General features: G+C 44.1%; 15 protein-coding genes. 14 read left to right on the top strand and 1 reads right to left on the bottom strand.

Annotated features, from left to right (window positions below):
- Window positions 1-178: 178 nt before the first annotated feature.
- From JCM23214_RS22545 to JCM23214_RS22540, 3 genes are all read left to right on the top strand, one after another.
- Window positions 179-1,477: a cache domain-containing protein gene (locus JCM23214_RS22545; protein WP_051548145.1), complete on the top strand. Its 1,299-nt coding sequence runs from the start codon at window positions 179-181 to the stop codon at window positions 1,475-1,477.
- Window positions 1,381-2,409, top strand: coding sequence for a methyl-accepting chemotaxis protein (locus JCM23214_RS20570; protein WP_084264770.1), 1,029 nt, complete (start codon window positions 1,381-1,383; stop codon window positions 2,407-2,409). The genes JCM23214_RS22545 and JCM23214_RS20570 overlap by 97 nt, the downstream gene beginning before the upstream one ends.
- A 338-nt stretch (window positions 2,410-2,747) precedes the next feature.
- The gene (locus JCM23214_RS22540) at window positions 2,748-5,525 is read left to right on the top strand and encodes a methyl-accepting chemotaxis protein (protein WP_051548143.1); all 2,778 of its coding nucleotides are present in this window, start codon (window positions 2,748-2,750) and stop codon (window positions 5,523-5,525) included.
- A gap of 82 nt (window positions 5,526-5,607) precedes the next feature.
- Here the strand turns inward: JCM23214_RS22540 and JCM23214_RS12195 are convergent, their stop codons facing one another.
- Window positions 5,608-6,192 carry a 4'-phosphopantetheinyl transferase family protein gene (locus tag JCM23214_RS12195; protein ID WP_148301869.1) on the bottom strand — a complete coding sequence of 195 codons (585 nt, stop codon included), beginning with the start codon at window positions 6,190-6,192 and terminating at the stop codon, window positions 5,608-5,610.
- 80 nt (window positions 6,193-6,272) lie between these two features.
- On the opposite strand from JCM23214_RS12195, the gene JCM23214_RS20560 reads away from it, so the two are divergent.
- The 11 genes from JCM23214_RS20560 to JCM23214_RS12140 all read left to right on the top strand — a co-directional run bounded on the left by JCM23214_RS20560 (window position 6,273) and on the right by JCM23214_RS12140 (window position 13,716).
- A complete protein-coding gene (locus tag JCM23214_RS20560) occupies window positions 6,273-6,686 on the top strand; it encodes a hypothetical protein (RefSeq protein ID WP_025899184.1) in 414 nt (137 codons plus the stop codon).
- Window positions 6,687-6,700: 14 nt separating this feature from the next.
- Window positions 6,701-7,381, top strand: a complete 681-nt coding sequence (locus tag JCM23214_RS22535; protein ID WP_025899183.1) for a beta-ketoacyl synthase chain length factor — start codon at window positions 6,701-6,703, stop codon at window positions 7,379-7,381.
- Window positions 7,371-8,171 (top strand): lysophospholipid acyltransferase family protein, encoded by an 801-nt coding sequence (locus JCM23214_RS12180; RefSeq protein WP_025899182.1) that lies wholly within the window; start codon window positions 7,371-7,373, stop codon window positions 8,169-8,171. Before JCM23214_RS22535 ends, JCM23214_RS12180 begins: the two co-directional genes overlap by 11 nt.
- Window positions 8,146-8,418, top strand: a complete 273-nt coding sequence (locus JCM23214_RS12175) for a phosphopantetheine-binding protein (RefSeq protein ID WP_025899181.1) — start codon at window positions 8,146-8,148, stop codon at window positions 8,416-8,418. Before JCM23214_RS12180 ends, JCM23214_RS12175 begins: the two co-directional genes overlap by 26 nt.
- Entirely contained in the window at window positions 8,415-8,660 is a 246-nt protein-coding gene (locus JCM23214_RS12170) for an acyl carrier protein (protein WP_025899180.1), read from the top strand. The genes JCM23214_RS12175 and JCM23214_RS12170 overlap by 4 nt, the downstream gene beginning before the upstream one ends.
- Before the next feature lie 97 nt (window positions 8,661-8,757).
- Window positions 8,758-9,249 (top strand): COG4648 family protein, encoded by a 492-nt coding sequence (locus JCM23214_RS12165; RefSeq protein WP_148301868.1) that lies wholly within the window; start codon window positions 8,758-8,760, stop codon window positions 9,247-9,249.
- A complete protein-coding gene (locus tag JCM23214_RS12160) occupies window positions 9,249-11,003 on the top strand; it encodes an ApeI family dehydratase (RefSeq protein WP_025899178.1) in 1,755 nt (584 codons plus the stop codon). Before JCM23214_RS12165 ends, JCM23214_RS12160 begins: the two co-directional genes overlap by 1 nt.
- Window positions 11,000-11,737, top strand: coding sequence for a glycosyltransferase family 2 protein (locus JCM23214_RS22530; protein ID WP_025899177.1), 738 nt, complete (start codon window positions 11,000-11,002; stop codon window positions 11,735-11,737). The genes JCM23214_RS12160 and JCM23214_RS22530 overlap by 4 nt, the downstream gene beginning before the upstream one ends.
- A 281-nt stretch (window positions 11,738-12,018) precedes the next feature.
- Window positions 12,019-12,699, top strand: a complete 681-nt coding sequence (locus tag JCM23214_RS22525; RefSeq protein ID WP_159104358.1) for a lysophospholipid acyltransferase family protein — start codon at window positions 12,019-12,021, stop codon at window positions 12,697-12,699.
- Window positions 12,689-13,111, top strand: a complete 423-nt coding sequence (locus tag JCM23214_RS12145; RefSeq protein WP_025899175.1) for an acyl-CoA thioesterase — start codon at window positions 12,689-12,691, stop codon at window positions 13,109-13,111. The genes JCM23214_RS22525 and JCM23214_RS12145 overlap by 11 nt, the downstream gene beginning before the upstream one ends.
- Window positions 13,108-13,716, top strand: coding sequence for a LolA family protein (locus tag JCM23214_RS12140; RefSeq protein ID WP_025899174.1), 609 nt, complete (start codon window positions 13,108-13,110; stop codon window positions 13,714-13,716). The genes JCM23214_RS12145 and JCM23214_RS12140 overlap by 4 nt, the downstream gene beginning before the upstream one ends.
- Window positions 13,717-13,905: the final 189 nt, after the last annotated feature.

Genomic DNA, 13,905 nt, shown 5'->3' with positions numbered 1-13,905 from the left:
CTACAATTAAAGTTCAATAATCCGTTTTTAGTTAATGTTTCGAGCTCCGTTTTTGGTTTTTTGTTTAATGATTATTTAAAATTATATGTGTGCATCTAATTTTGACTTAAAAATTAATAAAATATGAACCATTTATCCGCAGAATTGGCAGTAATTATAGAAATCTGGAGTGTTGCTTATGTTATCCAAAATGAAGATTTCCCGGAAACTGCCAGTTCTTATCCTGTCGATCGCACTGGCGATATCAGTGGGATTAGGTGTTCTCGCTTATAAAGACAGCTCTAGCGCACTGAACGCTGAAGTTGTTAAAAAGCTGGAAGTGACCCTTCAGTCCCGTAAAGCAACGCTGTTGAATTATCTTCAAGGCATAGAAGAAGACCTGACCGTAATCAGCGTGAACCCTTTTACCGTTCAGGCGGCCAATGAATTTACAGCTGCGTTTGCTGAACTTGGGGAAGGCGCGAGCGGATATTTGCAAAAAGCCTATATCACAGACAATCCCCATCCTACGGGAGAGAAAGAAAAGCTGGATGCTGCAGGAGATGGCAGCGCTTACAGCAAAGTACACGGACAGTTTCATGACTGGTTCCGTACAAATCTGAATACGCGTGAATATTATGACATCTTTATTTTCGATCTGAAGGGAAACCTTGTCTATTCCGTGTTCAAGGAATTGGATTACGCAACCAACCTTGTTACCGGAAAATGGAAAGAGTCCGGCCTTGGTCAGGTTTTCAGGGCTGCGGCGGCGCTTCCAGCAGGATCAAAGCCGGCCTTCATTGATTTTGCTCCTTACGCCCCAAGCTATGATGCACCCGCCAGTTTTATGGGGTTGCCGATTGTCGATGCCGGTGGGAAGAAAGTTGGCGTTCTGGCATATCAAATGCCCATTACCCGAATTGACACTGTGATGAATGATGCAACCGGCCTTGGTGAGACGGGAGAGACTTACATTTTTGGTGAAGATTTCCTGATGCGCAGCAGTTCCCGCTTTTCAGAAGAATCCACGATTTTGAAGAAAAATGTTGATAGCTCCGCCAGTCGCGCGGCGATTGCAGGTGACAGCGGTAATAAAGTCACAGAGAACCAAAGTGGCGAGCTGGTCAAGAAAGTATATGCCCCGCTTGGTTTTTTGGGAACAAAATGGGGTATTATGGCGGAAATGTCAGAGGCTGAATATCTCGCGCCCAATAACGCACTGCGCAACGATCTGGCCATTGCGACTGTTGTTATGCTGCTACTTGCCGGGTTCGTCGGCATAACGTTCTCTCGCAGCATTACTAAAGCGCTTGGCGGTATCACATCCGCGATGACGAAGCTTGCCAACGGTGAGAATGAAACCGATGTCCCTATACTGAGCGGGGCGATGAAATTGGTGATATGGCCAATTCACTCAATATCTTTAAAGAGAATGCACTTGAGCGGTTGCGCCTTGAGGAAGAGGCCCGCAAGAGTGAGGAAGAAGCTGCGCGCCTGAAAGAGGAGGAGCGTGCACGCGCCGCCGAGCAAGAGGCCGCTGAAAGAGAACGTGAGCGCGAAGAAAGCCGGAAAGTTGAAGCGCGCGCCAAACTGGTTAAGGATTTGATTGCCGGTTTCGAGGCCAGGATTTCCGAGATGATGAGCACCCTGACAGGCGCCGCGACAGAAATGCAGGCAACAGCAAACAGTCTGGTGCAAACAGCAGATGGGACACGCACCCTTGCTACCGATGTGTCTTCGGCGTCCGATCAGGCATCCGCCAATGTCCAGACTGTAGCGTCCGCAACGGAAGAGCTTTCTTCTTCCATTCGGGAAATCAGTCGGCAGGTTCAACAGGCGACAACTGTGTCTGAAACTGCGGTAACCGAAGCCGATCAAACCAGCCATTCGGTTGGGGATCTTGCAGATGCAGCCAAGAAAATCAGTGAAGTTGTTGGCATGATCAGTGATATCGCTGGACAGACAAACCTGCTTGCGTTGAACGCAACGATTGAAGCTGCCCGCGCCGGAGAAGCTGGCAAGGGCTTTGCTGTCGTAGCCTCAGAGGTGAAAAGTCTAGCCACTCAGACAGCTAAAGCAACCGATGAAATCACGAGCCATATCAACGGCATACAGGGAGCGACCGACAGCGCCGTTGCCAATATTTCCAATATCGGATCTGTGATTAAAACCATCAAGGAAGCCACGGTCAATATTGCGTCCGCTGTGGAAGAGCAAAATTCTGCCACAGGTGAAATTTCCCGCAGTGTGCAGGAAGCGGCTCGTGGTACCCAACTTGTCAATGACAGGATCCGTGATGTTTCAACCCAATCCGTGCAAACCGGAGACAGCGCTGGTGAGGTCCTGAATGCTTCACAGGCTCTTGATAAACTGGCGATGGATTTGAAGGCCGATATCGATAAATTCCTAGACGATATTCGTGCTGCCTAAATAAGTTTCCGATCTTTATAAAAACAGGCGCTGATTTCGGCGCCTGTTTTTTTGTGCGAGTTTACATCCGCAACAAAAGTCACAGCAATATTATTAAGCCAAAATTTTAAACTGCTTTTGACGCTTGGGGCCTGCAATACAGCGTTTGGAGCTGGCGAGAAGAGGCGTGCGCATCAGTTTAGAGATTATTAATTATACTAATTTATATATCGATTGTATTGGCTGCTTTTTATAGGAAAAAAGGCTTAAGTAATTTCTTCTAAAATCAGTCTTAGTACAAGTTCTCGTCTGCGTATCCATATTACAAAAATTTAAAATGTTTTGGAGATATTCCCCCCATGAGTGTCCAGAATCTACGAATTTCGCAAAAACTTCCGCTCCTGATAATCGTCTCGTCACTGCTGCTGGGCGTTAGTCTTGGAAGTTTAAGCTATATTCAGAGCGCATCGACCATTGATAGTGAAGTTAGGAAAAAATTACAGGTCGCGCAGCAGGCACGTACAAATGCCCTAATGAACTATCTGGTTAGCATTAAGGAAGATCTACTTGAAACAGCTTCTAACCCGGCCGTTGTGGAAGCAGCCAAGTTATTTTCCACGTCTTGGGAAGCGTTGCCGGGAAACCAGACCGAGATACTTCAAAATCTTTATATTACCGAAAATGAACATCCTACGGGAGAGAAGGAAAAGCTCGATTACGCAGAGGATGGATCTTTTTACAGCGATGTGCATAAACGCTACCATCCATGGTTTCGGCAAAAGTTATATACCAACGAATATTATGACATTTTCCTTTTGGACCTAGAGGGAAACCTCACTTATAGCGTGTTTAAGGAACTGGATTACGCGACAAATCTGGAAACAGGCAAATGGAAAAACAGTGGGCTTGGCGAAGTCTATCGGGCCGCAAAGTCTAACTCTGAACCAGTCTTTGTTGATTTTGCGCCATACGCCCCAAGTTTTGATGCGCCTGCAAGTTTTGTCGGTATGCCCGTTATGGACGGTGAGGTTCCCGTAGGCATCCTGGTTTTTCAAATGCCCATTAGCCGTATTAATGCACTCATGCAGGATGCTACCGGTCTCGGTGAAACTGGTGAGAGTTATATCGTCGGGCAGGATTTATTGATGCGCAGCGATTCCAGATTTTCCGAAACATCTACTATTTTGGAACGCACCGTGGATACTGAGCCGGTCCGACTTGCCCTCAAAGGAGAGACGGGCGCAATGATCGCCACGGATTATCGTGACGTCAACGTGAAGTCGATATATGGGCCAATGGAATTTATGGGGGCTCGCTGGGCTATTCTCTCTGAAATAGATGAAGCTGAATATAGTGCGCCCATTGCCGATGTTAGAAACAACATGCTGATCGTTGGATTGGTTTTATTGTTGGTTGTGGGTGCGGTTGGCTTATTTTTCTCTCGCCGCCTTGTCAATGGTCTCATCGCCATAACCAATTCAGCAAAACAGTTGGCGGATGGTGATACGCAAACCCCGATACCGCTGCAGGAGTCGCAAGATGAAGTCGGCGATATGGCCCGCGCCATAAAAGTCTTTCAGGATAATGCCCTTGAAATGGCTGTTATGGAACAGGAGAGATTGCAAAAAGAAGACGAGGAAAAAGCCAGGCAGGAAGAAGAAAAGATCAAAGTGGCCAAACAGTTGGAGGTCGCTGCGGAAAATATGCGGATCAAGATTGCCTTGGATAACTGTGCAGCCTGTATCCTACTAACGGATACCAACGGAGACATACTCTATCTAAATAACGCGTTATATTCTCTGCTTGGTAAATCTCAGTCTCAGATCCAGAAGGCCTACTCTCGCTTTGATGTTCAGAAGCTTGTTGGCAGTTCGGTACAGCCGATACTTCAGGCAGCGGATTTTAAAACCAATCTGATGAATGCCGCTACGAGCAACCAAGAAGGTCGACTTGTTTTTGGTGGTGTGACGTTTGATGTCATCTTTTCCGCTGTTAAAAATGAGGCAGGGGAAGTCATTGGGACAACATTGGAATGGAACGATGTGACCGAAGAGCTTTCTGTTCGCGAAGAGATAGACAAAATGGTGACCGCCGTGGTTGCCGGTGATTTCACTCAGTCCGTTTCCATTGAAGGGAAGACAGGCTTCATGAAACGATTGGCCGTAGCCATGAATGAGTTGAATGACACCGTTGATAGTGTCATCACCGAGGTAGGGGCGTCTCTTGCTGCGCTTGCGGATGGGGACCTGAGTTACCGGGTGTCGAAAGAATATCAAGGCACCTTCAATCAATTGAAAACAGATAGCAACCGAACCGCAGAGCAACTGAATGACATCGTCGCCAAAATCATTGAGTCAGCCCATTCCATTGGGACCGCAGCTGACCGAATTACAACGGGAAGTCGCGGATTGAATGAACGCACAGAGACACAAGCGGCAAACCTTGAAGAGTCGGCGGCTTCCATGGAAGAGCTGTCAGCGATTGTCAAACAAAATGCTGAGAATGCGCGAAGTGCAAACGACCTTTCCATCGAAGCCTATAATGTGGCGGAAAGCGGCGGGGAAGTTGTTGAAAAATCGATTACCGCCATGGCAGATATTGAAGAGTCTTCGAGAAAGGTCTTTGAAATTATTGGTGTTATCGATGAAATCGCCTTCCAGACAAACCTTCTGGCGTTAAATGCCTCAGTGGAAGCCGCGCGGGCGGGTGAAGCTGGAAAAGGCTTTGCAGTTGTAGCCGCAGAGGTTGGAACCCTTGCGCAGCGCACCGCAACCGCAGCAAAAGACGTCAAAAGCCTCATCACTAATAGTGAAAAACAGATCAAAGGAGGGGTGGCTTTGACAAATCAAACTGGCGACACTTTGAAAGAGATAGTGGACGCCATTAAGAAAGCCACTGATATTATTGGAGAAATTTCCGTTGCGAGCAAGGAGCAAGCCCAAGGTATCCAAGAGACAAGTACGGCCATTGCCGATATGGATCAAATGACACAGCAGAATTCTTCTTTGGTTATGGAAAGCTTGACCTCAGCAGAAAAATTAAGTGCCGAGGCTCGCTCGTTAAACGACTTGATTAGCTTCTTCCGTTCATCTGATGCTGAAAATTCGCAAGGAGGACAGCTACGCCGAGTGGTGTAATTTCTGTGGTTTAAGAAACGAGAAGGGTGGCCATAAAAGGGTCACCCTTTTTATTTCAACTCGTGCGCCAGTCCAAATTTAACTAGAAAGCAATATCTTCATCCCTAAGGAATTCAAACGTATTTTTGTTTGAGGCAACGCAAAGGATCGTGTTGTTATTTATAATTTTGTGGTGAATATTTTTGGCTGGAGAGTGTGGAGAGGCGCTGTCGAATTTGAGGTTTGCCTCATAACTTGTCCATTGGTGCAGAAATTCAGTTTCACTTTGAGCCGGCTTTGCATTGCTAAAGAAAGAGGCGCTCATTGATTTCCAATCTCTACGGTGGCGGGTTTCTTCTATGTCAATTCCTATTGCATCTGTGCTTAAAGCAATTCCCATCCAATTTTTTGAATGTGAATAACTCACACAATACTCAATTCCAAAATTGGAACAGAGGGATCTTTTGTTGTTTTGATTTATCTTTATTTTCCAGTCCTGTATTGGAGTTTGAGTGTAGTTTGAAATGATCTTTCTGCTTAAATTTCGCATTGCGAGTGAAGTGTTTCGTCTGTGACGGGCTTTGAATTTGGAAATGTATTCAGCGTCTTCCTCTTTCCAAACCTTAAGAAGCTCAGCCTTCGAAAGCAACGTTTTGGTTTCTGCAATAAAGATATAATCTTGTCTCAATGGCATAACATGTTTATTGTTTGTGACAAAAGTATTAGTAATTAGTCAACTATTCGGTGTGATTACCTGGGGGGTAAGAGATGATTTCCATCACTTCTTATAGAGCCATTGTGGGCAAATGCCTAGTTTTGATGGTTGCGTTAGTGACTTTGGCAGGCTGCGTTGTAAAACCAATTTATAATGTCGAGAACAGAGCTTTTAGTACTGAGGAAATTATTCCTTTGGACGACATCCAGCGTCGCATCAAGCTTGTTGGAGCCGAGCGCGGTTGGTCCTTTGAGGATGTGGCCCCCGGCCATATGATTGGTAGGGTTGGGACGTATAAACACAACGCAAAGGTAGACCTGTATTTTAATCAAAAAACCTTTTCGATTAAATACAAGGAAAGCTACAATTTGAAAGCGACCGATAGCACAATTCACCATAGATATAACCGCTGGATTGAAATGCTGGAGCGTGATCTGGTTACAAAAATTGGCTTGGTAAGAAGCTGAAAAGAGCCAGTTTGATGCAGTTCGGTGTAGTAAATTGGTCTGTCTGGCGTGGAGATAATAATAGTTCGGCGGCACCCGCAGCCATAAATCATCTCCCCGCTTCACTTAAGCGAAGGCTAAATAATTTTGGAAAAAGTATCGGAAATGTTGCTGCTCCGATTAATCAGGGTGAGCCTCTAATCGTGTTTGCCTCTCGCTACGGTGACGCAGCTCGTTCCGTGAATATTCTGAAGGAAATTGCCTCAGGCGAGCCTATTTCACCGATGCATTTCAGTTTGTCTGTCCATAATGCTGTACCGGGTGTGTTGTCCATAGGTTGGGGGCTGACAGAAATGCAAAGCGTCATTTCTGCTGGCGAGAAAACTTTCGAAATGGGATTGGTCGAAGCTGCGTCTTTGTTATGTGAGTTTCCTCAAAAACAGGTTTTGTACGTTTACGCCGACTATCCTCTGCCTGAGATTTTCGAGAAGTTTGAAGACCCGGTGAACGCGCCAACAGTTGGTGTTTTTTTACTGGAAGTTAGTGGAGGAACTCATTCTTCACTTTGCCTTGATCTGCAAACATACGAGGTAGGTGAGGCTGATATTGAAGATGAAAAAGTAAAGGCGTTTGAGGAGGTCTTGTTAGGTAAGCGGAACAAGATCCAGTTTGGGGGAACTGGGATAGGTTGGGAAGTGATAGGAAATGTTGCGTAAATTAGATTGGTTCTGGCGCCTTCTGGTAACCGGATTTGCATTTTCTCTATTTGGATTGGGTGGTTTGTTCATGACCATATTTTATTTTCCGATCCTGAAAATAATTATTCGGGATAAAGATCGAAAAGCAAATGTTGTTCAGGCAACAATCCATCGATCTTTTGGTTACTATTTGTCTATTATTGAGTTTATTGGTGTTTGCGATATCACTGTTGAGAATAAAGAATATTTAAAAGGTGTAAAAGGAACAGTCATCATTGCCAACCATCCATCCTTGTTGGATACAGTGATCCTGATGGGGCAAATGAACCGCGCTCAATGTATCGTGAAACACGAACTCTGGAACAACTTTTTTCTTGGGGGCGTAATGAGGGCTGCGAATTATATTCGCAATGACGAGGACCCAGAGAAGCTTATTCGTGACTGTGTAAATGTGTTGGAGCGCGGTGACAATTTGATTGTTTTTCCGGAAGGAACACGCACGCCTCCGGGGTCAGTTCTTGGTAAACTGCAAAGAGGCGTCGCCAATATTATTGTGAGCAGCACGGCCCCAATTTTACCGGTTACTATCCATTGTAATCATCGAACCTTGGCAAAAGGGGAGCCGTGGTATCGTATACCCCCGACTCGATTGGCATTTACGATCAGATTTTCAAAGCAATGTGAGTCAGTTGATTTGGTAACAGAAAAAACAGAGCATCATTCTCTGAATACCAGAAGGATGACGGCGGCAATAAAACACTTGTTGGAAACAAATATATTAGGTGAAGAAGTTGTACAGAGAAATTAAAGAGTTAATCATCAGCTCGCTTGAGTTGGAAGACATAACAGCTGATGAAATCGGCGACGAAGAAACACTGTTTGGTGAAGGGCTGGGATTGGATTCAATCGATGCGCTTGAGCTGGGAGTTGCACTGCAAAAAAAATATGGTGTTAAAATCGATAGCCAGAAAAATGATCTGACGGATCATTTTGCAAATGTTAAAGCATTGGCCGATTTTATTCACAATTTGCAAATGCAGGGGAAGAGCGCATGACACGGGATGAAATTGCAATCAAACTCAGAGAGTTTCTCGTCGAGCTGTTTGAAGTAGACGAACAATTAATTACACCCGACGCGAAGCTTGCCGATGATTTAGATCTAGATAGTATTGATGCTGTTGATCTCATTGTAAATTTTCAGGATCTGATCGGGAAAAAAATTAAAGCGGAAGATTTTAAATCTGTTCAAACAGTTTCTGATGTGATTGATCAGATTTACAATGTCGTTTCAAAGTAACCGTCAATTCTTACTCTTGATTTCGGTGTTGATAGGTATCAGCTATCCATTCCTTGTTTATCTGGGTCTGGGGGCGGTCTCGCCAGGTGTTTTATTGATGGGAATAATTCTAGCTTTTGTTATTCGTTTGATGATTTACAGAGCTGCATTTTTTTCCAAAATTGAGGTGAGTGGGCTGAGACTTCGCCCATTTCAGTTTATTCCGCCTATTGTTGCATTAATTGCGATGGGAGCGAGTGCGTTTTTCATTGAGGCAGAGTTTGCGGTTCGACTTTACCCTGTCGCAATCAGCTATACATTTGCCGCGGTATTTCTCTGGTCAGTTTTGTTCCCTCCGACAATAGTTGAAATGATTGCCAGGCTGAAAGAACCGGATCTTGGACAAAGTGGAATTCTTTATACTCGGAACGTAACAATACTCTGGATTGTTTTTTTTCTGTTCAATGGAAGCGTTGCATATTGGACGGTTTGCTTTGGCAGTTTGGAGCAATGGACACTCTATAACGGATTGATATCCTACTGCTTTATCGGGTTACTTTTTTCTATGGAAATGATTGTGCGGCGATTTATGAAGTCAAGGAACAGGTAATGCAGAGTAAACGATTTCTGAGTTTACAAAATATTTGGAATAGCGCTTTGGAGGATAGCGCTGCCATCGTTCATGAGGATGGTTCATGTATCAGCCGGCGAGACCTGTTTGCATTAGCTTCACAACTTTCTGGTTACGTTAAGGGTAAGACAGTTGCGGTGTTCTGCCAGTCAACGAAATATGAAACAGTAGCTTTATTGGCAGCGATGCGTTGGGCACATAAAATCGTATTGCCATCTAATGCTCAACCCAAGGCGCTTGAAGAGATCCAAGGCTGTTTCGATATACTTCTAACCGATTTGAAAATATCAGGAATACCCTCGCTTAACTTGGAAAAAGTGCTTGATAAGGGATTGCAAGAGTACAGAACAATTGATTTGTCGGGTGAAGTAGATCTGAACAAAAAGATGGTCTTTTTTACATCAGGATCATCAGGCAAACCAAAAGAAGTCCCGAAATATCTATACCAGCTAGATAACGAAGTGCGCGAGTGGGAAAGCTTGATCGGTGAGGAGGCCGAGAATGCTGAGGTCCATGCCACCGTCGGTCATCAGCACATATACGGACTATTATTTAGGATTTTGTGGCCATTGTGCACAAAAAGGGTTTTTGCGGATCAGATTTGTCAGAATTGGGATGAGGTCATTAAAACGACGTCACGCTGCCAGACATATATTTTGTTCTCAAGCCCAACCCACTTATGTCGTTTGGACGCTTTGGCGGCATCCAATACACAACTGAAACCGATTTTCGTATTTTCCTCCGGTGGAATTCTTCCTCCCGATGACGCTAAAAAGGCGTCTGAGTTGCTGGGCACAGCTGTTCAGGAAATATATGGAAGCACTGAAACAGGCGGTATTGCGCGCCGTTTTAGTAACGGTGGAAACGGAAAGTGGCATCCATTGCCGACGGTTAATATACAATTGGATGATCGGGGTTGCCTATCGGTTTCTTCGCAATTTTTGGAAATGGATCGGCCAAATTTTCAGACCGAGGACTTGGCGATCATAGATGAAAATGGATTATTTTCATTGGGCGGCCGCGCTGACAGAATAGTAAAAATTGAAGGCAAGCGCGTCTCTTTGCCGAGAATTGAAGAATTGTTACGCAAGCATGAATGGGTTCAGGATGTACATGTCCGAGCATTGGAAGGTCCACCAGCAATTCTGGGTGCTGCAATTGAACTCAATGAGGTTGGAAAACATGAAATAAACTCTGTCGGTTCCTTTAGAATTGGTCGGAGCTTAAAACGTTACCTTGCGGAATTTGAGGATGCGGTTGTTGCGCCGCGGCGTTGGAAGTTTCTTAAGCAATTACCGAGGAACGCACAAGGTAAGCTGAGTGCATATGAAATGGAGCAGGTTTTTAAGAGCGAACCTGAAAAAGCGCGTAAAATAGTTTTCGACATTATTGACAAAGAATGTAGCGAGGATTTTATTCGTACATTATTTGTCGCTCCTGCTGATCTTGAATATTTCAAAGGTCATTTCACAGAGGAGCCTATTCTTCCAGGCGTGGTGCAAATACACTGGGCAGTTCGGCAGGCACAAGAAGAATTCAATATGTCCGGCTCTCCCAAGTTCGTTGAAAAACTCAAGTTCAAGCAATTTATTTTTCCTGAAGTGCAAACAATACTTGAGCTAAAGAAGATGAAACAGGATCAGGTCAGTTTCAGGTATCTGAGTGAACAGACCGATGGAAAAAATGTAGAGCACAGTTCTGGCGTTTTGAAATTTGAGGAATTTGCATCGTGAATTTCAAATGCTGTGCAATAATCCCGACGCTTAATCACTATAAGGCAATCTCAAAAGTTATCGATGCAGTTAAAGCCAATGGTCTTGATGTATTTGTGATAGATGATGGTTCTGAAGAAGTTGCGGCAAAGCATATCAGTAACCTTCACGCGCCAGAGAAAAATGTGCTCGTTATTCGCCTGAATCGAAATGTGGGTAAGGGGGCAGCATTTCATTATGGTGCGCAAATAGCCGTGAAAAACGGTTATACACATGCGCTGCAAATTGACGCGGATGGGCAGCATGCTTTGACAGACATTCTAAAACTAGTTGATGCCGCAAATAGAAATAATAATGCCTTGGTTACTGCGAAACCTGTCTATGATCATAGCATCCCAATGGGCCGAAAAATAGGACGCTGGATTACCCATGTTTGGGTGTGGATTGAAACTTTATCATTCGATATCACTGATAGTATGTGCGGATATCGTATCTACCCGCTCTCTAAGACATTGGAAGTTCTGAAAGAGAATTCGATTGGCCGTAGAATGGACTTTGACACCTCGGTCATGGTGCATCTCTATTGGCGTGGCGTGGATGTTATAGAAATTCCTTCTAAAGTTGTTTATCCAGAAGGAAATACTTCAAATTTTGATGTTTTACGTGACAATGTCCGTATTAGCTGGATGCATACTAAGTTGGTTTTTGGCCTCATATTCCGACTACTCACCTTAAAAGGTCGTCGAGATAAATGAGTAGGGGGGAGCAAAAGGTTGAAGGTCAATCCCATTGGGCCGATATCGAGGAGGCAGGTGCTTACTGGGGATTGAAATTCCTTGCCTGGATTTACCGACTGTTTGGGCGATTGATATGCCAAATCGCTATGTTTCCCGTACTGGTATTTTTTTACATATTTCTAACTAACCAAAGATCATCCATCCTGAGTTTTTACGAAAAGCTTTGTGATGCTGCGCCGACAAAAACTGTGAGTTTTTGGTCAGGGTTTTCAAATTTCTTGAATTTTGGGACAGCTGCTTTGGATAAACTGGCTGCTTGGAACGGCGACATAAGAGTTGAAGATGTCAATACGACTGGTGGTATAGACAGCCTTTTTGATCTGGATCCCGATGAAAAGGGTGTGTTGCTTTTTGTCTCACATCTTGGAAATGTAGAAGTTATTCGGGCTGTGGCTGGCCTCAATTTTGATCGAGTTGTGAATGTATTGGTGCACACAAAGCATGCCGGAAAATTTAATAACATACTGAAGAAGTTTAATCCCGGTTCTCAGTTGAAACTAATCGAGGTCACTGAGGTAAATCCCGCTGTTGCTGCTGATTTGAAAAGTAAAATCGATCGAGGGGAGTGGGTTGTTATTGCTGCTGATCGGCCGCCGGTGCGAGACCGACACAATGTGGTTCAAGTTCCATTTTTGGGGAATAGAGCGCCTTTTGCTATAGGGCCGTACATTCTGGCTCATATTTTGGAATGTCCTGTCTATACAGTGGCCTGCCTTTTGAAACACGGGGTTTATAACGTGATCTGGGAAAAAATGGCTGACCAGATTAAGCTATCAAGGAAAAATAGAGAAGAGGAAGTCTTCTATTGGGCGGTGAAGTATTCCTCATGGCTAGAAGAGCTGGCCCAAGAATACCCAGAGCAGTGGTACAATTTTTTTGATTTCTGGTCTAAACCAGTGGAGTTGGATCATGCCAAATAAGAGCAGGCTTTCAGCCAGTGTTGATGTTGCAATACAGTTTTACCATCTGGATCCAATGGAAATTGTCTGGCATGGCAATTATCCAAGATTTCTTGAAAAAGCGCGCTGTGCGTTACTCGACAAGATTGGATATAATTACGAAGAAATGCGTGCTTCTGGCTATGCCTGGCCGATAGTTGATATGCGTATTAAATACGTCAAGTCAGTGTCCTTTAAACAAATTATTACGATTACCGCTGAACTGGTTGAATACGAAAATCGCATGGTAATTGATTACAAGATTTCCGATCGCGAAAATGGGGAGATCCTTACAAAGGCGCAAACAAAAATGGTCGCGCTCGATATCATAAAGAACGAGATGCAGTTTGAATCCCCAAGGATATTTGTAGATAAGGTTGAAGCACTCCTATGAGGTTGTTTTCGATAAAATTAACCACGCTGATTTGCACTTTTTTATTGTTGTTTCCAATGGAAGTGTTCTCCTTGGAGAAACAAACGGAAACGCTTTTAGGGAAATTCATTCAAAAGCGCTTTTTGGATGGTTTTGAACACCCTTTAATTTCTAGCGGTATATTTGCAATAAATTCCGAGGCCGGTTTTGTGTGGAAGACGGTAGATCCATTTCCCAGCCGTTTGATTGTTACAAAAGGAAGTGTCTATCAGGACGTCAACGGCAGCCTCGCGGAGCTCGAGCGGGGCCATTTGATTGCAGAATTGGTAACCAAGTTATTTATACCTGTGCTGGCCAATGATCATAAGAGAATATCAAAAGACTTTATGGTCACTGAAAATGTGGACAAAGCAGAAGGACTAGTCTGGTCGTATCAACTTGAGCCAAAGTCCGAAGTCATGAGAAAATTTGTGAAACAGATTTCTGTCTCTGGCAAGGAGTTTACCAGTGAAATTAAAGTTCTAAAAACGACTGGTGATAAGGATGAGATTACACTTACTCAACAACAATTAGTGACCCAAGTGCCATCCAATATTGAAGCGTTGTTTATTTTGAATAAAGAGTAAAAAGTTTGAATAAGTACGCGATCATATGGTTGGTGGCCTTAATTTTGGCTTTTGGGTATGCAGCATACGGGATCTTGGTTGGGCAAGCTTCCTTAGCATCAGATATTTACCATATTTTTCCAAGTAACTCTGAAGATGATCTTCGCTCAACGGCAAGAAGCATTCTCAACAACAACTGGAAAAAAACAT

Source organism: Sneathiella glossodoripedis JCM 23214 (assembly GCF_000616095.1).
Lineage (GTDB): Bacteria > Pseudomonadota > Alphaproteobacteria > Sneathiellales > Sneathiellaceae > Sneathiella > Sneathiella glossodoripedis.
The sequence above is the reverse complement of the archived record's forward strand: the minus strand, read 5'-3'. Positions and strand labels throughout refer to the sequence as shown.

Excerpts from the sequence above, each read along its gene's own strand:
- JCM23214_RS12180 (WP_025899182.1), top strand. The coding sequence starts at position 7,371 with ATGTTGCGTAAATTAGATTGGTTCTGGCGCCTTCTGGTAACCGGATTT.
- JCM23214_RS22545 (WP_051548145.1), top strand. The coding sequence starts at position 179 with ATGTTATCCAAAATGAAGATTTCCCGGAAACTGCCAGTTCTTATCCTG.
- JCM23214_RS22535 (WP_025899183.1), top strand. The coding sequence starts at position 6,701 with ATGCAGTTCGGTGTAGTAAATTGGTCTGTCTGGCGTGGAGATAATAAT.
- JCM23214_RS22540 (WP_051548143.1), top strand. The coding sequence starts at position 2,748 with ATGAGTGTCCAGAATCTACGAATTTCGCAAAAACTTCCGCTCCTGATA.
- JCM23214_RS12165 (WP_148301868.1), top strand. The coding sequence starts at position 8,758 with ATGGGAATAATTCTAGCTTTTGTTATTCGTTTGATGATTTACAGAGCT.
- JCM23214_RS12140 (WP_025899174.1), top strand. The coding sequence starts at position 13,108 with ATGAGGTTGTTTTCGATAAAATTAACCACGCTGATTTGCACTTTTTTA.
- JCM23214_RS12160 (WP_025899178.1), top strand. The coding sequence starts at position 9,249 with ATGCAGAGTAAACGATTTCTGAGTTTACAAAATATTTGGAATAGCGCT.
- JCM23214_RS12170 (WP_025899180.1), top strand. The coding sequence starts at position 8,415 with ATGACACGGGATGAAATTGCAATCAAACTCAGAGAGTTTCTCGTCGAG.
- JCM23214_RS20570 (WP_084264770.1), top strand. The coding sequence starts at position 1,381 with ATGGCCAATTCACTCAATATCTTTAAAGAGAATGCACTTGAGCGGTTG.
- JCM23214_RS12145 (WP_025899175.1), top strand. The coding sequence starts at position 12,689 with ATGCCAAATAAGAGCAGGCTTTCAGCCAGTGTTGATGTTGCAATACAG.
- JCM23214_RS20560 (WP_025899184.1), top strand. The coding sequence starts at position 6,273 with ATGATTTCCATCACTTCTTATAGAGCCATTGTGGGCAAATGCCTAGTT.